This window comes from Halomonas sp. DP8Y7-1 (genome assembly GCF_019801685.1).
Lineage (GTDB): Bacteria > Pseudomonadota > Gammaproteobacteria > Pseudomonadales > Halomonadaceae > Halomonas > Halomonas litopenaei_A.
Genome location: NZ_JAHVIN010000006.1, coordinates 234,146 through 254,958 on the forward strand (window position 1 = coordinate 234,146; position 20,813 = coordinate 254,958).

Sequence of the window (20,813 nt, forward strand, 5' to 3'; positions counted from 1 at the left end):
CCGTATCCCTACAAAGCATCGAACAAAAAAGGCACCCGAAGGTGCCTTATAGAGGTGAGCCAGTGCTGTCCGCGTTGCCGCTACAGTCGATGCCTCAAGTGCGGGTGGGAGTCCGCATGGTCACGAACTCTTCTGCGCCGGTGGGGTGAATGCCAACGGTGGCATCGAACTGGGCCTTGGTCAGTCCGGCACGCACGGCGATGGCGATGCCCTGAATGACTTCACCAGCCTCTTCGCCGACCATATGGGCGCCCACCACCACGTCGCTCTTGTCATCGACGATCAGCTTCATCAGACAGCGCTCATCGCTGCCGGACAGGGTGTGCTTCATCGGACGGAAGTCGGCTGTGTAGACACGAATATCGCCGTATATCTCACGTGCCTTTTCTTCGGACAAGCCGACGGTGCCAATATTCGGGTGACAGAACACCGCTGTCGCGATGTTGTCGTAGTTCATCGGTGCCTTGGGCGCGTCCCCATAGTGGTGAGCAACCAAGTGCATGGCCTCGGCCAGGGCCACCGGGGTGAGCTCCGGCCCGCCGGTGACGTCGCCTAGCGCCAGAATGGACGGCACCGACGTCTCGAAGCGATCGTTCACCTGGATCGAGCCATTCTCGTTGAGGGCGATATCAAGACGGTCCAGTCCCAGGCCTTCCAGGTGAGGCTTACGACCGGTGGCCGACAGCACCGCATCCACTTCCAGTACATCGCCGTTGGTCAGGGTAGCCTTGATGCCGCCCTCGACCTTCTCGAGAGACTCGATGTTGGTGTTGAAGTGAAGGTTAACGCCCTTCTTGGCCATCTCGTCCCGAGTGAATTCGCGGACCTCCTGGTCAAAGCCGCGCAGGAACAGCTCCCCGCGATACACCAGATGGGCATCCGCGCCCAGGCCGTTGAAGATGCTGGCAAACTCGACGGCGATGTAGCCACCACCGAGGACCAGAAAACGCTTAGGGAAGTGGTCCAGGTCGAAGATCTGGTTGGAGTTCATGGCCAACTCACTGCCCGGGAACGGCGGCACCCATGGCCAGCCACCCACCGCCACAAGAATCTTCTCGGCGCTGATGGTTTCACCTGCGACCTCGACACGATGCTCGTCGACCACCTTGGCGCGGCCATTGATCAGGCGCACACCTGCGTTGTCGAGCAGCTTGCCGTAGATACCGTTGAGACGCTTTATCTCCCCGATCTTGTTGTCGCGAAGCGTGTTCCAGTCGAAACTGGGGGCTTCATTGAGCTCCCAGCCGAAGCCCCTTGCATCATCGAAGGCCTCATGAAAATGGGCGGCGTAGGAATACAGCTTCTTCGGTACGCAGCCTACGTTGACGCAGGTGCCACCCAGGTAGCGATCTTCAGCGACGGCCACCTTGGCTCCTGTTGCTGCTGCGGTGCGCGCCGCGCGTACACCGCCAGAGCCGGCACCAATGACAAAGAGGTCGTAGTCGTATTGTGACACTTGCGTCTCCTGAAATCCGATTCTCGTCAGCTCGCTCCAACGTCCTCGCCTACGAATAGCCAGGTTGAGGACACCGGAGAGGACAGATGGTCCGCTCGCGGCGGCAGGCTGCCATGATACCAGCGGTACGCTTACCCCGGGAGGGTGCTTGACCACCTTGGCCGACGGGGGTAAAAACATGCACCACTTTAGTCACCATTCGCACAGACGGGGAAAGAACATGAGTGATATCGACAACCTCCTTGAAAGAAACCGGGCTTGGGCTGACAAGGTCTGCCAGGATGACCCCGACTTCTTTTCTCGTCTGGCCCAGCAGCAAAGCCCCGAGTACCTGTGGATTGGCTGTTCGGATAGCCGCGTGCCGGCCAACCAGATCATCGATCTCCCTCCGGGTGAGGTGTTCGTCCACCGTAACGTTGCCAACCTGCTCTATCACAACGACATGAATGCTCTGTCGGTCGTGCAATTTGCCGTCGACGTGCTGAAGGTACGTCACATCATGATCGTGGGTCATTACAACTGCGGCGGCGTGCGTGCGGCAGTGACCGGTGGCGAGAATGGCATGGTGGACAACTGGCTGCACAGCGTACGTGAGCTGTACAGCATGCACCGCCCTCAGCTCGAGCAGCTGCCGCTGGATGAGCAGGTCGACCGTATGTGTGAATTGAACGTCCAGTCGCAGGTCAAGACGCTCTGCCGCACCAAGATCATTCAGCGTGCCTGGCAGCGCGGACAGCAGCTGTCGGTCCACGGCTGGGTCTATGGCCTCAGCGACGGCCGGGTGACGGACCTGGAGTGCAGTGTCCACGGCCTCGATCAGGTTGCCCAACTCTATCGGATCGATCGCGTCACCCCGTCGCAGGATTGATCACCCCTCCGACCAGCTACGATGTCGTCAGCTTGGTGCACTACCCCGCCTGGCCTTCGCCGAGCGGGGTTTTCTCGTGCGTCATCAGTATGAATTCGCTGTGGAAGGTCGTGCTGCCAGGAGAACCGTGAAAGACGAACTGCGACGAGTGCAACTGCTGATAGCAGGTCGTCCATAGGCGGCTCACCCATGACTAGCGCTCTCTTTCAGCGAGCATCCCGCCCACAGGGTCTTCGGTTTCCGGTATGACGCGAAGACCCAACGGGTGAACCACAAGGCACTATAAGCGGACCCTGCGTGGCTACCGTGGCCCTTCACCCTTCCTGCCTGCATGACATGCATCGTGTTCTATTCAATCCTCGCATGGGGGTTATCAGAATTTCGATTGTGTTTAAACGGCACATCTCACTATGTTGTTGGTGGACATTGACTAGGCGGCATGTGCCAATTGCGCCAAGCGTCCGACTAGCCATTACAACAACCTCAATAACAAGCAGGACCACCTTCCATGTTCAAGAAGACCCTTCTGGCCAGCGCTCTGGGCGCGGCCATGTTGACGGCTGCCCTGCCTCAGGCGGCAGTCGCTGAGACTACCCTGCGTATGGCCTATGACGCCGATCCGGTGTCATTGGACATCCACGAGCAGCTGTCTGGCGGTATCCTGCAGCTGTCACACATGGTCTTTGACCCGCTGGTGCGCTGGACCAAGGACTTCGAGTTCGAGCCTCGCCTGGCGACCGACTGGGAACAGATCGACGACACCACCATGCGCATCACCCTGCGCGAAGGCGTCACTTTCCACTCCGGTAACCCATTCACCGCGGAAGACGTCGCCTGGACCGTTGATCGCCTGAAGCAAAGCGGCGATTTCAAGGCCATCTTCGAGCCCATCGAAACCGTCAATGTCATTGACGATCATACCGTCGAGATTGTCTCCAAGCGGCCCAACCCGCTGCTCCTCAACATGGCGACCTATATCTTCCCGATGGATAGCCAGTTCTACTCTGGTGAGACAGAGGACGGCAAGGCCAAGGATGAGATCGTCAAGAACGGTAACTCCTATGCCTCGCGCAATGTGTCGGGTACCGGCCCATTCCAGGTGACCAACCGCCAGCAGGGGGTCAGGGTCGACTTCGAGCGCTTTGATGACTACTGGGACAGCGAGTCTCCGGGTAACGTCGATAACATCACGTTGACGCCGATCAGCGAGAATGCCACCCGTGTGGCCGCCCTGCTGTCCGGCGATGTCGACTTCATCGCTCCGGTGCCGCCCAACGATCTCGAGCGCATCGAGAGTGACGAAGACACCAACCTGGTGACCATGTCCGGCACTCGCATCATCCTGTTCCACATGAACCAGGACCGGGTCGAGGCGTTCCAGGACCCCCGCGTGCGCCAGGCCTTCGTCTACGCGATCAACCAGGAAGGCATCGCCGATCGCCTGATGAAAGGCTTTGCCACCCCGGCTGCCCAGTTCTCGCCTGACGGCTATTCCGGCCACAACCCGGAGCTCGAGCCGCGCTTCGACCTGGACCGGGCCAAGGAACTGATGGCCGAAGCAGGCTATGAGGACGGTTTCTCCATCACCATGATGGCGCCCAACAACCGCTACGTGAACGATGCCAAGATCGCCCAGGCGGTTGCCGCCATGCTGGCTCGCATCAACGTCACCGTGGACCTCAAGACCCTGCCCAAAGCCCAGTACTGGGGAGAGTACGACGACCGCGCCGCCGACATGATGATGATTGGCTGGCACTCGGATACCGAGGATTCCGCCAACTTCCACCAGTACCTGACCGAATGCCCCAACGCCGACACCGGGGCGGGTCAGTACAATGCGGGCAACTACTGCAACCCGGAACTCGACCAGCTCATGGTCGACGCCAACCTGGAGCTGGATCTCGAGAAGCGTGGCGAGATGCTGCAACAGCTGGAGCAGGGATTGTACGACGATGCCGCCTTCATTCCCCTGCACTGGCAGGACCTGGCCTGGGCCTCGGCCGCCAATGTCGACATCGAGCCGGTGGTCAACGTGCTGAACTTCCCCTATCTGGGTGACCTGGTCATCAACGAAGAGTAAGCCTACGGGCACCGCACCCTGGTGCCCTTCGCTCCCATTCAGTGCGCTCAGCTTCGTGACAACCTCGCGGAGCTGAGGGCCTGTACCCTGGTAACGCCAAATGATCGCATTTTTGATCAAGCGCCTTTTTCATGCGCTGCTGGTGATGTTCGTCATCAGCGTGATTGCCTTCGCCATTCAAGACAATCTGGGTGACCCGATCCAGCAGATGGTCGGACAATCGGTACCCGAGAGCGAGCGTGAAGCGCTGCGTGAGGAACTGGGCCTCAACGATCCGTTTTTCGTGCAGTATCTGCGTTTTGCTGCCAATGCCACCCAGTTTGATTTCGGCTATTCCTACGTCTATAACGAGCCGACCACCGAGGTGATCCTGCGCCACCTTCCAGCCACGCTTGAGCTGGTCTTCGCCGCCACCCTGTTGATCATCGCCCTGTCGGTTCCCATTGGGGTCTACAGCGCCATCAAGCCTCGCGCCTGGCTGTCCCGGTTCTTTATGGGGGTGTCGATCATCGGTATCTCCATCCCGGTGTTTCTCACCGCCATTGTGCTTATTCAACTGTTTGCCATTGGCGTGAGTTTCACCCCCTTTCCGGCCGACACTGGCTGGGGCGCCTGGCTTAACGGGCTAGTGTCTACCGAAGGCGGGATGCCGGCCTATGGACGTGGTGATCCTGTCCATGTGTTCGGTACCTGGAGCACCAACTTCGCTTCCCTGGAAGGCCTGACCTACCTGGTGCTGCCGGCGATTTCCCTGGCGTCGATCATGCTGCCGCTGTTCATTCGCCTGATTCGTGCAGAAATGCTGGAAGTGCTGCAGTCCGAGTACGTCAAGTTCGCCCGTGCCAAGGGAATCTCGATGCGTCGCATCTACTTCCTGCATGCGCTCAAGAACACCATGCTGCCGGTCATCACCGTTGGTGGCGTGCAGATCGGCACCTTGGTGGCCTACACCATTCTGACCGAGACGGTGTTCCAGTGGCCCGGCATGGGCCTGATGTTCCTCGATGCCATCGAGCGCTCGGACATCCCATTGATCGTGACCTACCTGATGATCGTCGGCCTGATCTTCGTGATCACCAATACTCTGGTCGATCTGGTCTACGGCCTGGTCAACCCCACCGTCAAGCTGACAGGTAAGCCCGCATGAGCACCCACAGCACTGCGACCAGCACTCGGTGGGAGCGGTTTCGCGACTCCTACCTCTTGTACAGTTTCAAACGCGATGTGATCGCCCAGGTCAGCCTGCTGGTGTTCGTCGTCATGGTCCTCGCTGCCCTGCTGGCCCCATGGCTGGCCCCGGCCAACCCCTATGACCTTGCCCAGATCGATATTCTGGCCTCAGAACTACCGCCCTTCTGGATCGATGGGGCCGACCCCCAGTATCTGATGGGTACCGACTCCCAGGGCCGCGACATGCTGTCCACCATTCTCTATGGCATGCGGGTATCGCTGGTCATTGGTTTCGGTGCGGTGGCCTTGCAGGCAGCCCTGGGCGTGTGCTTCGGGCTATTGGCCGGCTATCTGGGCGGGCGCGTCGACGCCTTCCTGATGCGCCTGGCGGATATTCAGCTGTCCTTCTCCACGCTGATGGTGGCCATCGTGGTTGGCGCCTTGTTCAAGGCGATCTTTGGCGGAGCCACCTACTCGGACTACGCCATGTGGCTGCTGGTGCTGATCATCGGCCTCGCGGAATGGCCACAATATGCGCGTACCGTGCGTGCCTCGGTGCTGGCGGAGAAGTCCAAGGAATATGTGGATGCAGCGCGGGTCATGGGCTTGCGCAGTCGACGCATCATGTTCCGCCATATCCTGCCCAACACCCTGTCACCGATCTTTGTCATCTCAACGGTCCAGGTGGCCAATGCCATCATCTCCGAAGCTGCGCTGTCCTTTCTTGGGCTTGGCATGCCCGAGACGCAGCCTTCCCTTGGCTCGCTGATCAAGTCCGGTTTCGATTACATCCAGTCGGGATCCTGGTGGATCACCCTGATCCCAGGCCTTGTACTTGTGGTGTTGGTGCTGGTCATCAACCTGCTCGGCGATTGGCTGCGCGACGTGCTCAATCCACGACTGTACAAGGGCTAGGAGGACAACCATGGCACTACTCGACGTCAATCATCTCGACGTGCGCTTCGCCCTTCGTCAGGGCGACGTCAAGGCGCTGCGCGACGTCTGCTTCAGCCTGGACCGTGGTGAACGCCTGGGCATCGTGGGGGAATCAGGTGCTGGCAAGTCCGTTGCCGCTTTCAGCCTACTGAACCTAATTGCCAAGCCCGGCTACATTGCGGGGGGCAGCATCACCTTTGACGGGCTCGAGCTGACGGGACTCAGCGACCGCCAGCTACGCAAGGTTCGTGGCCACCGGATCTCGATGATCTTTCAGGATCCGATGATGACCCTCAATCCGGTGCTGTCGATCGGCGAGCAGATGGTGGAGTGCTTGAAGGCCCACCGCCGTATCTCCAGCCGCGAGGCTCGCGCCATTTCCCTGCGCAAGCTCGAACAGGTGCAGATCCCTTCTCCAGAGAAACGACTGGATCAATATCCCCACGAACTGTCTGGGGGCATGCGTCAGCGCATCATCATTGCCATCGCCCTGCTGCTGGACCCGGACATCATCATCGCGGATGAGCCGACGACGGCACTGGATGTCACGATCCAGGCAGAGATCATGGCGCTGCTGCTCGAGCTTTGCGAAAAGCATAACGTCGGCCTGATCCTGATTACTCATGATCTGGGGGTGGTCAGCCAGGTCACGCAGCGCATGCTGGTCATGTATGCCGGGCGTGTCATTGAGCAAGGCCCGACCCGAGAAATCATCAACGACCCCCAGCATCCCTACACCCAGGGTCTGATCAATGCCTTGCCGCAAATGGCGACGCCGGGAGAACGGCTCAACCAGATTCGCGGCAGCATGCCGTCGTTGAGCCAGCTGCCGAGCGGCTGCCCGTTTCATCCACGCTGTGACTTTGCAACCCGTCAGGACGGCAGTGAGCGCAGTCGCTGCAAGACTGAGATACCGGCCTTCGTCAGCTCCGGCAACTGTCAGGTGGCCTGCCACATGGTAGCCGAGATGCAGGATGCCGAGCGCATCGAGGTCAGGGAGGAAAACTCATGAGCCAGACGACTCAAGCCGCCATGGCGCCGATGCACCAGGATGCGTCGACTCAGCGTGAGCCCGCCCCAGGCGGTGATAGCCTGCTCGAGATCCGGGGGCTGGAGAAGCGTTTCTCGCTGTCCGGTGACTTTCTTGAACAGCTCAAGTTCCGGCGAGGGCGTATTGTGCGTGAACAGCATCACGTGCATGCCATCAACGGCGTTGACCTCGATATTCGCCGCGGTGAGTCCCTGTGCGTGGTCGGCGAGTCGGGCTGCGGCAAGTCCACCGTGGCACGCACGGTCATGGGACTGCTGACACCCAGCGCCGGTGAGATTCGCTACGCCGGAGAGCGTATCGACCATCTGGATAGCAAGGCACTGCTGCCCTACCGTCAGCGCATGCAGATGATCTTCCAGAACCCCTACGCCTCGCTGAACCCGCGCATGACCATTCAGCAGACCTTGGAAGAACCCATCCGTCTGCATCATCCCGACTGGAAGCCAGCTCAGGTGGTCGAGAAGGTCCACGAGGTCATGTCATCGGTCGGCATCGCCCCGGATTGGGGTTCCCGTTATGGGCATGAGTTTTCCGGAGGCCAACGACAGCGTATTGCCATTGCTCGGGCACTGGCGGTAGATCCTGAGTTCATCGTTGCCGATGAGCCGATCTCCGCGCTGGATGTCTCGATCCAGGCTCAGGTGCTCAATCTGTTGATGGAGGCACAGCGCGAGCATCATCTCACCTATCTGTTCATTACCCACGACCTGGCAGTGGTGGAACATTTCGGCACTCGGGTGGCCGTGATGTATCTGGGCCGGGTCTGTGAGGTAGCACCTACGGCGACGCTGTTTGCTCGCCCACGCCACCCCTACACCCAGGCCCTGATGTCGGCGATTCCACGACTGGAAGACGACCGTCCCCAGCACCTGCGGTTGCAGGGGGAAGTGCCGACGCCGGTCAATCTGCCCTCGGGGTGCGTGTTCCACGGCCGCTGTCCCCATGCCAATGATCGCTGCCGTCGGGAAATCCCGACGTTGATCGCCACGGATGACGGCGGGCAAGTGGCCTGCCATGGTGTCGAGGAAGGTCGTCTTACGTGATGCCCGCCTTTTGCTATGACGTCTGTGGCAGTCGTAGTACCTCCGTTTTCGTCATGCCGGGTACGCCCGGCATGACGTTATCTGGCACAATCGTCGCATTGCTGGACAGGTGACCCTTCCATGGAAATACGTTGGCTGGAAGATTTTCTCGCCTTGGCCCGTACGCGACACTTTTCTCGCGCCGCCGAAGAGCAAAATGTGACCCAACCTACCTTCTCTCGCCGCATCAAGTTGCTGGAAGAGGAGATGGGCACGACGCTGATCAATCGCCAGACCCTGCCGCTATCACTGACGCCCGCGGGTGAGGCCTTTCTCGGCATGTGCCACGACGTGACCCGACGCGTCGACCAGACTCGTCAGAGACTGGCACAGATGGCGGAGGAGCAGGCAGGACAGCTGCGTCTCGGTGCGCCCCAGAGCCTACTTGCCCAATTCCTGCCACAATGGCTTCAGCACTGGCGCGAACCACCGCCCATACAGCCTTATCTGCGTGCCACCGCCTGGCTGGTGGGTGACTACTTCCAGGGCTTGGCCTCCGGGGAAATCGACCTGGCGTTATGCTACTGGCCGACCACGGGCAGCCCGCTGGAACTGGCCAATGAGGATACCGACTACTGCGTCATCGGGCGTGAACGCTTCATTCCCGTCAGCCTTGCCGATGACCGAGGCCAGCCCAGGTTCGCTCTCGGAGGCGGCAACGACGCGGGTAAAGGGATCGGCAAGGAATCTGGCAAGGGGCGTTCCTTGCCATTGATCGCCTATCATCCTCGAGGCATGATCGATGCGGCGATACGCGCCCACCTTGATCGACTGGGAGATTCCCCCACCCTGACAGTGCTCAACGAGAGCATTCAGAGTGGCAATATCCGAGAACTGGTCAGCCTTGGCTATGGCCTAGGGTGGTTGCCAGAACGCAGCTTGTCCCAGGCCCTCGCGAGCGGCGAGTTGGTGCCTGCAGGAGATGAGCGCTGGGTCGTGAGCTTTGATATTCGACTCTACCGACATCTCACGACACGACGTGCAGCGGTCGATACCGCGTGGCAAGTCCTGCGCGCACGGGCGCTGGTGCCCTAGTCTTCTGATGTAGCCTTCCTGATGTAGTCTTGCTGATTCCTGGCAGGTAAATGATCGTTGGGTTACTGCCAGGACTTTAGCCACAGGACACCTTGACGTGAATGTCAGCGGTCACTGCAGCGCCGCTGGCTGACTGGAGATATTCCTTTGCCCCAACCCACAGCCGACTCTGCGTCGATCAACGCCGATGGCTCGGCAAGCCTGGTACCCTCTCGTTTTCGTGCCGCTCGATGGCTATCCAACCCCCATGTACAGACGCTATTACCCCGCCTGCTGCGACCGCAACGGGTTGAGTGGCGCCAGGAATTCTTCACGCTGCCGGACGGTGATGAAGTTGAGTTGGCATGGGTGACGCCTGAACCGCCGGATGTGCAGGCCCCTCTGTTTGTGCTGTTCCATGGCCTTGAGGGAGGCATGGGTTCTCCCTATGCCCACGATCTGCTGGCGGCGGCCAGAGACCAGGGCTATCGCCCGCTGCTGATGCATTTCAGAGGCTGTGGGAGTCGACCCAACCGCCTGCCCAGGGCGTATCACAGCGGCGACACCGGGGATGCTCGGGTTTTACTGGATAGCCTATCTCGGCGCTTTCCCGGGGCGCCCAAGGTCGTTGCCGGCGTCTCCTTGGGCGGGAACATGCTACTGCGGCTATTGGCCGAACCAGAGTGTGATGCACTGGGTCTTCATGCGGCCTTGGTCATCAGCGCGCCGCTGGACCTTGCCGCATGCGCCCAACGATTGGGCGAAGGCTTCTCGCGGGTCTACGAACGCCATCTGCTCGGATCACTGAAGCGCAAGGTATTGCCTCGACTGGAGCGCGGGGAGCTTCCCCTTGTCGCGACGGCGGAACAAGTAAGAAAGCTCAAGCGCCTGCGCGACTATGACGACCTGATCACGGCACCGCTGCACGGCTTTCGTGATGCCGAGGACTACTACACCAGGGCCTCCAGCGGTCCCGTGCTGGATCGCATTCAAGTGCCGACGCTGCTGCTCCACGCCAAGGATGATCCGTTCATGCCGGCGGATCTGATCGATCGTTTTCCGCAGCGCTCCCCCATGGTCACCATGGAGCTGGCGGAGCAAGGGGGGCATGTGGGGTTCATGGCGCCCGGAGACGGCTACCGCCCCGATTACTGGTTAGGCAAGCGACTGGAACGTTATCTGCAGGAGCTGTCCCTGACCTGAAACAGCAGAAGCCCCGACCTTGGTCGGGGCTTCTGCTGGGTTGTTGCACAGCGCTTACTGCAGCTCCGGCGGGTTGCCCGGCAGGCTCCAGGTGTAGATCAGGTCAACCGCCTGGGCAGCACCGGATACCGCCTCCAGGTACAGGCTTCGCCACAGCTGATAGGTCAGCGTGAGTTCGGCGATGGGCGAGAAGATACCCACGCCATAGCCGACCTCAAGGCGATCGGTCAGGCGACCGCTGACGACCACCTGACTGGTTTCACCACTACCGGAGGTATCCAGTGACAGGTCCTGGATGCCGAAGGCCTCACCCATGGCGCCGACGGCGCCACCTGTCTTACCCAAGGTCAAGCCGATCAGTGCCGAGGTAAGCGCACCGCTGGCGTCACCGCTGTCATCAGGGGCGCGTCCGCGAAGCACGTAGGACAGAGCACGGGACTCGTCCATGGCGGGTTCGGAGAAGATCTCCAGGTCCGGCTGGCTGGCAGTCCCGGTCACCTTGAGACCTGCCACCACGCCGTCCTCGGTGGTGGCTGGATTGCGAATGGCCTCAAAGTCCAGCGTCGGCACGCTAGGCGGTCCGGCGAAGATCACCTTACCCTGGCGGATCTGCAGATCCTGGCCGTAGGCCCGGAAGCGGCCGTCGACCAGGCTGACATCCCCGAACAGCTGCAGCGGACCGGCGTTCTGACGCACTTCCAGGTCGCCGGCCAGCTCCGTCTGCAAGCCATAGGCACTTAAACGGGCGTCAGGACCCAGCAGCAGTCTGATACGGATATCGATGGCCATACCCGCTTCCGCCATGGCCTGGGCGGTGGAGGCACCCACCGGGTCTTCTTCGGCCTGACGCTCGGCCTCTCTGGCCTGCTCGTCCATTTCGCGAGTGATGATGATCTCGTCACTGCTTGGGGACACTGCCGACGGTGGCACCTCACCGACGTCGAGGCGGGCCCAGGGGATACGCACCTCACCGCGAATACGCAGGCGGGTGGGGTTGGCCGTTATCGTCAGGTCAGGAGCCAGCTTGAGCCGGCCATAGGCAGGCATTGCGGCCAGCAACGGGTCCTGGACCGCGGACAGCGCCACATTGGCTTCCCAGCTACCGCCTGGCCAGGCGGCGTTACCGGTGATGTTGAGGCGCCCTTCTTCACCATCGACATAGCCAGAGATACGTGCGCTGTCGCCGGTCAGATCGATATTGAGGCGACCATCCGTCACCGCGACAGGGATGTCTCCTCCGTGAGCCTTGAGACCCGTCAAGCTCAGCTCCCCGCTGAGATCCGGTGCCTCGCGGCTGCCCGCAATACGAATGTTGCCGGCCAAGGTGCCTTCCAATTGATCCAGTCCCGCTGCCAGGGGGCGATACGGTGACAAGCTGACGCCGTCTATCGACAGGTTGCCGTCCAGTCCACCACGACCCACGGGATCGTCGATCGTCAGGGCCAGAGTGATGTCACCGCTCTGGGCCAGGGAAAGATCGACGTTGAGATCGACGCGGGCGTCGCTGGCGTCAGCATTCAATGACAGCCGTGTGGCAGGCACCGACCAGGGCTGGCCATAGGCATCCACACCGGTCACGCTGACTTCACTGTCGAGCTGCGCATCTGCCTGCCAGCGGCTGCCGCCCGCTGACCACCCTGCCACCACACGCGCACCGGTATCGCCATCGATGGCCCAGCCTTCGGGCAGCGCCTCATTGACCAGGTCCATGGGCAGTTCGTTGATGTCGAGGGTCAGCTTGCCGGCATCTGCCGAGGCGCTGAGCGGTTCGCTGATACAGATCGCCCCACCTTGTTGGCGGGCGAGGCAGAAAGGATCGGTGCGCACAGAGCCCTGGGCCAGATTGGCATCGAAGGCCAGTGGCCCATCCAGTGCAATATCGCCCTGGGGCAAGGTAATCTCCAGCGGCGTCAGTGTTCCCCGGTAGCGGTCGCGGGCATCGTTCATGGCACCGTCCAGGGCCAGCACAAGGCGGTTGAGCGGGCCTTCGTCACTGCCGTCGACGGTGAGCTCCAGTCGATGCTGGGACAGGCGACCATCCAGATCGAGGGCGATATCCTCGAAACGCTGGCCGCCAGCGTCTACCTGGCGTGCTGACAGCCCCACATCCAGCTGGGGGTCATCGAGGCCGCGGACACGACCGGCCAGGGCGAGCTCGCCAACACGGTTTTCCTGATAGCCGACACCGCTACCCTCGATGGCGAGCTCCAGCTGTGGTGAACGAAGACTGCCTCGTGCCTGGATATTGCCAGACAGACGCCCCGACAGCCCAGGATACAGGCTGGCCATGTCGGGTAAGGCAAGCTCTGCATCCACGTTCAGGCGGGCTTCACTGACCTGGCCCTTGGCCTCAATCTGGTTGTCCCCTTGGCGGAAATCGAGGCGATCGATATCCCAGCGCATGGCACTGTTGCCGGCAAGCGCGGCCTCCAAGGACAAGGGGCGATCATCCAGCGTTCCCTGGATATCGATATCAGGAACATCGACTTCCCAACCTTCGTCCTGCTGGGTGAAGGCGACGTCCAGGGTGCCGCTCAGATTACCCTTCAAACCCTCGACAAAAGGCTCAGGATTAAGGTTGTCCAGAGCGGCCGTGGCGGTCACGGCTACGCCATCCGACCAGTCGACATTGCCCTGCGTGCTCAGCTGCCCTGCTCCCTCCAGCGCGAGTTCAAGCGGTGCCCAGGAGAAGTGTGACAGATCGCCCTGACCATCGACGGCCAGGGTGGTTCTCGGCAGATCAGGCCCCTCGGCCGCGAGGGCCAGCTTCAGCTGATATCCGGTCAGGGAGCCGTCGACGGACAGATCGATATCCTCAGCGACCCAAGGATCGACATCGGTGGCTTCGGTCTCGTCCCCTTCGGCGTCCGCCTGGGCCGGCTGCATGCCCGGCAACGGCCATTGCAGACGTGGGCTGGAAAAGGCCGCGGTGAACGGTAGCGTCGGGTCGAGGGCATCCAGGCGGGCGACCAGCTGCGTGGAGACGGGGCCAGTCGTGGTCAAATTGAGCTCCAGCTCGGCAAGACTGCCAGTGGCGGAAAGCTCGACACGCTCGCCATCAAGAGCGGGAAACAACTCGGGCAGGAACAGGTCCGCGGCAAAGCGAACCTCTAGCGGGTAGTCGCCGCTGAGCGTGGCCTTGGCCTGGAGCTCTGCATCGGCGTCCTGGGTGGCCACGGCCAGCGGCTCAATCGTGACATCCTGTCCCCGTGCCTGCAGGCTCAGGTCCAGTCGCTCTACCTGGTAGTCAAAGGCGCCATCGATTGTAGTGTCCTCCACCACCAGCTCCGGCACTTCGATGGCCAGGGGCAGAGTGACCTCGGGCAGGACAAGCCGTTCACGCTGATCCAGAGGAATGTCATCGGCCTTGGAGGCGGCACCTTCCAGCTCTGCCGCAGCGCTGCTAGGCAACGGAGAACGAACGGCGATCGCCGCATCAATGGCGTCGGCGCTTACCTTCGGACCGTCGTGCTCCGCATCGCTGAGGGCCAGCATGGCCCCAGGCGTCAATGGCAGCGTCAGGTGCAGACCCGCCAGACGCGTGGGACTGACGGACAGCGTATCGCCTTCGGCTACTGCCGCAGTGGTAAAGCTCTCCCAGGCCAGCTGCGTCCCATCCGCCAGGTGAACCGCAACGTCGCTCACCGTCAGCTCGCGAATTTCGACCGGAAATGGCAACGATAGCGGCGCCGATGGTTCGTTGGACGGCACTGGCTCCGGTTCAGGCTCGGCGACCGGATCACTCTCGCCCAGGCGCACATCGGTGCCTGACACGCGCAAGTGGTCGAGACACAGCCGACCATTGAGCAGGCAGTCCTCCGCCCACGCCAGGGACAGGGAGTCGACGCTCACCCGTACACTGCCCGCTTCCAGTCGAAAACCCTCAAGATCAAAGCTGTCGAGCAACGCTCCCTGGACCGACGAATACTCCAGCACGCCCATGCGACTGCCCTGATCCAGGGCCATCCGTGTCCCCCACGGACTCAGCACCAGGCCGACAATCAGCAGCACCAGACCTATCAGGCTGAACGGCAGCCAGATCAATAATCGTGTCAAGGCCCAGAGGGCGCGTCCTTTTCTCATTGAAGCCTCATTGCAGGGGCTGGCGCCCTCCTGTCAGGGGGCTGGCGCCGGCTGGCCTTAAAATTCTGGTCCGATGGCGAAGTGCAGGCGGAAATTATCGTCCTCGTCATCGAAGGGATGCGCGATATCAAAACGTATCGGCCCCACCGGAGAGATCCATCTCACACCCACCCCAGCGCTCTTCTTGAGGTCATTGGGCCACCACTCCGAAAACGCATCGCCAATGTCGACAAAGGTGGCACCCCACCACTTGCCGGTGATCCGGCGCTGGGCCTCGACGCTTGCGGTAAATTCGTGCTGCCCGCCTTCCAGGTCGCCGTTCTCATCTTCCGGGGACAGGGATTCGTAGCTGTAGCCACGCACGCTGGTATCGCCACCGGTAAAGAAGCGCAGTGATGGCGGGATCTTGTCGAAATCATCGGTGTTGATCGCGCCTACGCCCAGACGGCCGATAAAGCGGTTGTCGTCACCCAGCTTGCGGATCCAGGCGGTGTCACCGGTCATACGAAAGAATTCCGCGTCCGACCCCCAGGACTCATGAGAATACTGCAGCTCCAGGTTCTGGCGGTCACCCCAGGTCGGAAACTGGGGATTGCGGGTGCGCACCCGGGACCATTTCACCCCGGGGTACAACAGCAGCACCTGATCGGACTGCTCGCCCTGGGTAAAGTCCTCATAGGTGGTACGCACGTAGATCGTCTGTTCCCAGTCGTTTTCAAAGACCCAGTGGCGCCCGAAGTCCACGGTGCTCTCGAAACTCTCGGTATCCTCGATATCCTGATTACGCAGACCGTACTGCAGCCGATAGCTGTCATTGAGGGGGTCTTCCAGGGGAATGCGATAGGTACCGCTGAACTGCTGGTCGGGTGCAGACAGATAGACCTGGTTGTCCCAGCTATGGCCGTAGCGGTTGACCCACGGTTGCTCCCAGGAGAACTGAAGCCGGGGCCCTACATCCGTGGCAAAGCCGATACCCGCCTCAAACTGATGTCGATCAGCGGGGGTAACGGTGACATCCACGGGCATTGTGGGTAGCGCAGGCGGGTAGAGGGAAAGTGCGCTGGCCAAGGCTTTGCGGCTAATCCGGGGACCAGAGAACGGTGCCGGGATCTCGGCAACATCGACCGAGTACCACCAGCCATCGTGCTCCGGCAGAGCAAGACTGCCTTTCTGGCGTTCCAACCGAGGGCGAACCGTCAGCGAGCCGAACCACTCGGTCGAGCTCAGTCGGTTGTTCAGTTCAGCCACATCGCTGGCCAGGTAGGGATCACCGTAGTCAAAGGGGACCAGATTGCGCAGGCGATCTTCGACGATGTGACTGCCTTTGATGTAGACGTTGCCGAAGCGATAGCGAGGGCCGCTGTCCATGCCCAGGTAAATGCGTGCACTATCCGCCCAGGGGCGTATCTCCATACGCTCGTCAGTAAACTGCCAGTCGAAGTACCCGCGCTCGATGGTCAGCCCCTGGAGTCGGCTTTTAAGGCTGTCATAGGGAGCATGCTCGAGAATGTCGCCGAGCTCTTGCGGGTAGGCGTCGATCGCCAGTTGGAAGGGCGCATCGTCCTTCGCGTCCCCTTCCAACGTGAAGTCGATGACCTCCAGGCGCACCGGATCTCCCTTGTCGATGGTCAGGAAGACTTCCTGTGGCTCTTCATCACGATCGAAGCGCATCTCGATGGACGGCTCATAGTAGCCGTACACCCTCATGGCTTCCTGGGTCAGGCGCGCCACTTCGTTGCGCAGGCGCTCGACGCGGTACTGGCTGCCATCCAGTCCCTCGAGGTAGACCTCGACGTTGTCAGCGATTCGTCCTTCGATACCCTGGACCTCGGCATCCATGGCGAACGTCGGCAGTGCCACCAGCAGCAGCAGGCCCGGTCCCAAGGCAACAGCACCCAGTCTCCGGCGAGCGGGAGCACGATGTTCCATCATGTTGTAGCGTTCCTGACGTGGGTACTGGATCAACGCAGCGCTTCCAGTTGTGCGCTGAAGGCGAGTTGAGCTTGGCGCAGGTCGCGCAGATCGGCGGCCAGCGACGCCATATTGTCTTCCATGGCGTCGATTCGCTGTCCGATCCTGGCCTCCAGCGCCTGCTGCTCCTCGGCCACATCTTGGCGTGATTGGCGCAAGCCTTCAACGTCACGCGTCACCTCGGACAGGCGATTTTCAGCGCTTTCTACCCGTGGCAGCATCTCGCCGAGACGAGTATCCAGTCGGCTGACCACTTCATCTACCCGGGTAGTGACGGACGCCAGCCGTCCAGCAAATGACTCGCGGGCGTCGTCGAACCTGTCCATGCGCGCCTCGAGGGCACCTCTGGCGCTGTCGCCGGCCCGTTCTACCGCTGCCAGTGACGAGCGGGCCGATGCCAGGGTGTCGCTGAGAGTGGACAGCCTCTCATCTAGATCCTGCAAAGTTTCTGCGTTCACTTCCTGGCGGTCCAGCGATGCCTGTGCCTGTTCGGCAAGTGCGTTCTCCACTCCAGCAAGGCCTTCCCCTAGCCGTTGGTCGAGAGTCGCATTGGCGCTCTCCAACCCATCCAGACGGCGCTCGAACTCTGCTATCAGGTCGCCCTCCCCTTGTTCGGCCTCGAAGCGAGCGTGAACGTTGGAGAGTTCTCCGCGCAGACGGTTCAATTCCTGATCAAGCCGCTGGCCTTCCTGCCACAGCCACCAGCTACCCGCCGCCAGGCCACCTACGACCAACAGCATCAGCAGCCACAAAGGCCACAGCCTGGGCGCTGGTGCTTGCCGATAACGGGTAGCGGACACGCTTTCGCCCGGATCCGGCACGATACTGCCCGGGCGTCCGATGTCTGGGGGGTGAGCCATAGGGGTCTCCTGATCTGCATGAGGAGCTGGCGCGAACACAACCTGTAGCGATTCGAGAACCGTACGTCACGTCGCTGGCAGCCAACAGTTGGCTGATAGTGTAAGGTTTTTTACCACCATTACGCACGGCGCTGCGCGCTTCTCTGCTGGCAACATGCTATTGACGCCGCTATCGGACCCCGTGGCAAGACCTGTTCAGGAGCTATCATGTCCTTCGAATTACCCGCACTACCCTACGACAGCCATCTATTGGAGCCTCGGCTTGCCAAGAGCTGGATCGAACACCGCTACATGGGCGATCATCTCGATCATCTGCGGGTTCTCAACCGCTGGGCGGCCGTGCAAGGGCAAGTAGCGCTGTCACTTGACGACGGGCTGCGAGCGGCCAGTGAAGAGGTGCGTCATCACGCTCAGGAGGCGTGGAACCTGACCCTGTTCTGGCACTGCCTGACACCGCGCCCGGAGCCTTTGTTGGAGCCACTGGCGACGATGATTCAGCGTCAGTACGGGAGTGTCGAGGGAATGAAGGAGGCCTGCATCAGGATATTGGGCAAGGCCGGAGAGAGCGCCGCTTGGGTGTGGGTTCTGCGTCAGGACGATGCCCTTGTCATCACCACCACAGGGACAGGTGAGCCCATGACGACAGCGGGTGAACCCCTTTTGGTACTGGACGTCCTGGGCGACAGTGAGGCGCTGGAGCGGCTCTGGCCTCTGATCAATTGGCCGTTTGCCGCTCGCAACGCTCAGGATTGAGGAACACTCAACAGACGGGGTCTGCACGCCTGCCGATGCCGCGGTAGTGGAAGCCCTGCCCCGCGACATACGCGGGGTCAAAGATGTTGCGCCCGTCGAGGATAAGCTTCTCGTTCAGGCGCTGGTGCAGGAGCTGCCAATCCGGGTTCCAGTAAGCCTTCCACTCGGTCACCAGCAACAGCGCATCTACCTGCTGACAGGCGTCGAGGGGGTCTCCATAGTGCAGTGTCAGCAGCGGATGATCACCCACCGCTGCCTGCACCTCCGGCAGCGCTGCCGGGTCGTGCAGATGCACGTGTACGCCCTGGGCCCACAGGGCACGCAGCAGCGTCAGTACGGGAGCGTGATCGATCCGCGCCGTGCCGGGCTTGAAGGCGGCGCCCCAGATCGCCACACGGCGGCCTTCCAGACGACCCTGAAAATGGGTCCACAGCTTGCGGAACAACGTCTCTTTCTTGTGCTCGTTGATCTCGAGGACCTGATCGAGCAATTCAGAGTGGCGACCGCTGGCCGACTGTACATCTGCCAGCCCCACCAGATCGCGGCTGAAATTGGGACCGCCAAAACCGCAGCCAGGGTACAGGTACTCATAGCCAATACGGGGGTCTGCCCCCATGCCCTGGCGCAAGTACTCGACGTCGACACCAAGGGTGTCCGCCAGTCCGGCCATCTCGTTCATATAGCTGATCCGCGTCGCCAACATGCCGTTGATGGCCAGCTTGGTCAGCTCGGCGGCGCGCCGAGGCATGCGCTTGAACACCTCATGCCGACGGTTGAACGCCCGCATCAGTTCACGGACCTGGCGCTCTGCACGATCATCGTCGCAGCCCAGCAGCCAGCTTCTTGCCCGAGTGAAGGTGTCCCAGGCGCGGCCTTCCTCAAGGGTGTCGGGCAACGCCACCGACATGACGTCCTTATCCGGCAGCAGCGCTTCGAAACGCTCGGTATCGCCTACCGGGAAGGTAGCATTGTTGATAATCACCGCCCCGTTGGCCAACATCTCGGCCGCATCCTTGACCAGTCGTGCCGCCTCATCACGCTGGGTGGGCGACAGCGCAAGCCATAAGACGTCCACGGCGGCGTAAGGCGGCGGGTCGTCGTGATCTACCTTGAGGTGCCCGGCCTCCATGGCCGCTGTCAGATGCGCGAGCACGGATGGCTCACGAGTGAGCCATCCGCTGTCCTTCAGCTCGTCCCAGCGGCGGTCCAGAGGACGCCAGACGACATCATGACCCACCCAGGACAAGGCAGCGGCGGCGGTGGCGGCTGACAGTTCACTTCCATGTATCACCACTTTCATGGCATCAGTCCTCGGCAGCGTAGCGTTTCAACAGCTCCGTGAAGCCCTCGCCATAGCGAGCATGTCGGCGACCGTAAGCCAGAATCGCCTCAAGATAACCGAGTTGATGACCGCAGTCATACGTCGTGCCCTGCATACGGTAGGCGTCAACGCCTTCAGCGTTGCGCAGCTCCTCGATAGCGTCTGTCAGCTGAATCTCATTGCCGGCGCCCGGCTTGGTGCGGGCCAGCATCGGAAAGATCCGTCCCGGGAGCAGGTAGCGACCGATCACAGAAAGGTTGGAAGGCGCTTCTTCCACCTTGGGCTTCTCTACCAGACCATCGAGCTGGCAGGATTCGCCCGGCTGGGGCGGTTCGCCCTTGGGTGCCACAATGCCGTACTTGTAGGTCAGCTCGCGGGGGACTTCCTCGACCATCAGCTGGGAGCGCCCGGTCTGTTCAAACGCCTCGATCATGCCGGCCAGGTCGTTGCGGCTGAGACCATCGTCATCCACCAGCACGTCCGGCAGCAGCACGGCAAAGGGTTCGTCGTCGCCGATCACTGGGCGCGCGCATAGCACGGCGTGTCCCAGACCCAGCGGTTCGGGCTGGCGCACGCTGATGATATTGACGTCGGCAGGCACGATGGCCCGCAGCTCTTCGAGCAATTCGGTCTTGCCCTTGGCCTCAAGCCCGGCTTCCAGCTCGAAGTGCTTGTCAAAGTGGTTTTCAATGGCACTCTTGGTGCCATGAGTCACCAGGACGATGTCACGAATACCTGCCGCAACGGCCTCCTGGACCACGTATTGAATCACCGGGCGATCCACGATGGTGATCATTTCCTTGGGGATGGCCTTGGACGCAGGCAGGCAGCGGGTGCCAAAACCAGCGACAGGGAGAACGGCCTTGCGGATCATGGAGACTTCCTTCTTGTCGAAAACTGGAGGTTCTAGTGTCATCCATGGCGACGTGCACCATGGGACTTGGAACAGGGAATGCGTAGAATAG

15 protein-coding genes are annotated in these 20,813 nt (G+C 61.3%); 9 read left to right on the forward strand and 6 right to left on the reverse strand.

The features are described 5' to 3' along the window. Positions 1-94: 94 nt before the first annotated feature. Positions 95-1,456 carry a glutathione-disulfide reductase gene (gene gorA, locus KUV41_RS10280; RefSeq protein WP_206938705.1) on the reverse strand — a complete coding sequence of 454 codons (1,362 nt, stop codon included), beginning with the start codon at positions 1,454-1,456 and terminating at the stop codon, positions 95-97. 220 nt (positions 1,457-1,676) lie between these two features. Here gorA and can point away from each other — a divergent pair, with 220 nt between their 5' ends. The 8 genes from can to KUV41_RS10320 all read left to right on the forward strand — a co-directional run bounded on the left by can (position 1,677) and on the right by KUV41_RS10320 (position 10,860). Then, complete coding sequence (gene can, locus KUV41_RS10285; RefSeq protein WP_206938703.1) at positions 1,677-2,324, forward strand: carbonate dehydratase; 648 nt, start codon at positions 1,677-1,679, stop codon at positions 2,322-2,324. A 508-nt stretch (positions 2,325-2,832) separates the two neighbouring features. Then, positions 2,833-4,404: an ABC transporter substrate-binding protein gene (locus KUV41_RS10290; RefSeq protein ID WP_206938699.1), complete on the forward strand. Its 1,572-nt coding sequence runs from the start codon at positions 2,833-2,835 to the stop codon at positions 4,402-4,404. A gap of 100 nt (positions 4,405-4,504) precedes the next feature. Beyond that, positions 4,505-5,551, forward strand: coding sequence for an ABC transporter permease (locus KUV41_RS10295; RefSeq protein WP_206938698.1), 1,047 nt, complete (start codon positions 4,505-4,507; stop codon positions 5,549-5,551). Further along, the gene (locus KUV41_RS10300) at positions 5,548-6,489 is read left to right on the forward strand and encodes an ABC transporter permease (RefSeq protein ID WP_206938697.1); all 942 of its coding nucleotides are present in this window, start codon (positions 5,548-5,550) and stop codon (positions 6,487-6,489) included. Before KUV41_RS10295 ends, KUV41_RS10300 begins: the two co-directional genes overlap by 4 nt. Positions 6,490-6,499: 10 nt before the next feature. Further along, the gene (locus tag KUV41_RS10305; protein WP_222485970.1) at positions 6,500-7,522 is read left to right on the forward strand and encodes an ABC transporter ATP-binding protein; all 1,023 of its coding nucleotides are present in this window, start codon (positions 6,500-6,502) and stop codon (positions 7,520-7,522) included. Between the two features lie 20 nt (positions 7,523-7,542). Then, on the forward strand, positions 7,543-8,604 hold the full coding sequence (locus KUV41_RS10310; RefSeq protein WP_206939265.1) for an ABC transporter ATP-binding protein: 1,062 nt from the start codon (positions 7,543-7,545) through the stop codon (positions 8,602-8,604). Between the two features lie 120 nt (positions 8,605-8,724). Continuing rightward, a complete protein-coding gene (locus KUV41_RS10315; protein ID WP_206938692.1) occupies positions 8,725-9,678 on the forward strand; it encodes a LysR family transcriptional regulator in 954 nt (317 codons plus the stop codon). Positions 9,679-9,825: 147 nt separating this feature from the next. Then, entirely contained in the window at positions 9,826-10,860 is a 1,035-nt protein-coding gene (locus tag KUV41_RS10320; RefSeq protein ID WP_261395997.1) for a hydrolase, read from the forward strand. A gap of 54 nt (positions 10,861-10,914) precedes the next feature. Here the strand turns inward: KUV41_RS10320 and KUV41_RS10325 are convergent, their stop codons facing one another. The 3 genes from KUV41_RS10325 to KUV41_RS10335 form a co-directional block, all read right to left on the reverse strand. Next, positions 10,915-14,916, reverse strand: a complete 4,002-nt coding sequence (locus KUV41_RS10325) for a translocation/assembly module TamB domain-containing protein (protein WP_261395998.1) — start codon at positions 14,914-14,916, stop codon at positions 10,915-10,917. Between the two features lie 84 nt (positions 14,917-15,000). Beyond that, complete coding sequence (locus tag KUV41_RS10330; protein WP_315900575.1) at positions 15,001-16,875, reverse strand: autotransporter assembly complex family protein; 1,875 nt, start codon at positions 16,873-16,875, stop codon at positions 15,001-15,003. A 29-nt stretch (positions 16,876-16,904) separates the two neighbouring features. After that, the gene (locus tag KUV41_RS10335) at positions 16,905-17,774 is read right to left on the reverse strand and encodes a hypothetical protein (protein WP_222485974.1); all 870 of its coding nucleotides are present in this window, start codon (positions 17,772-17,774) and stop codon (positions 16,905-16,907) included. A 207-nt stretch (positions 17,775-17,981) separates the two neighbouring features. On the opposite strand from KUV41_RS10335, the gene KUV41_RS10340 reads away from it, so the two are divergent. Then, on the forward strand, positions 17,982-18,527 hold the full coding sequence (locus tag KUV41_RS10340) for a Fe-Mn family superoxide dismutase (RefSeq protein ID WP_222485976.1): 546 nt from the start codon (positions 17,982-17,984) through the stop codon (positions 18,525-18,527). Between the two features lie 7 nt (positions 18,528-18,534). On the opposite strand, the gene KUV41_RS10345 is transcribed toward KUV41_RS10340, so the two are convergent. Both KUV41_RS10345 and galU read right to left on the reverse strand, forming a co-directional pair. After that, entirely contained in the window at positions 18,535-19,827 is a 1,293-nt protein-coding gene (locus KUV41_RS10345) for a nucleotide sugar dehydrogenase (protein WP_222485978.1), read from the reverse strand. Positions 19,828-19,831: 4 nt separating this feature from the next. Next, positions 19,832-20,722: a UTP--glucose-1-phosphate uridylyltransferase GalU gene (gene galU, locus KUV41_RS10350; RefSeq protein ID WP_206938682.1), complete on the reverse strand. Its 891-nt coding sequence runs from the start codon at positions 20,720-20,722 to the stop codon at positions 19,832-19,834. Positions 20,723-20,813: the final 91 nt, after the last annotated feature.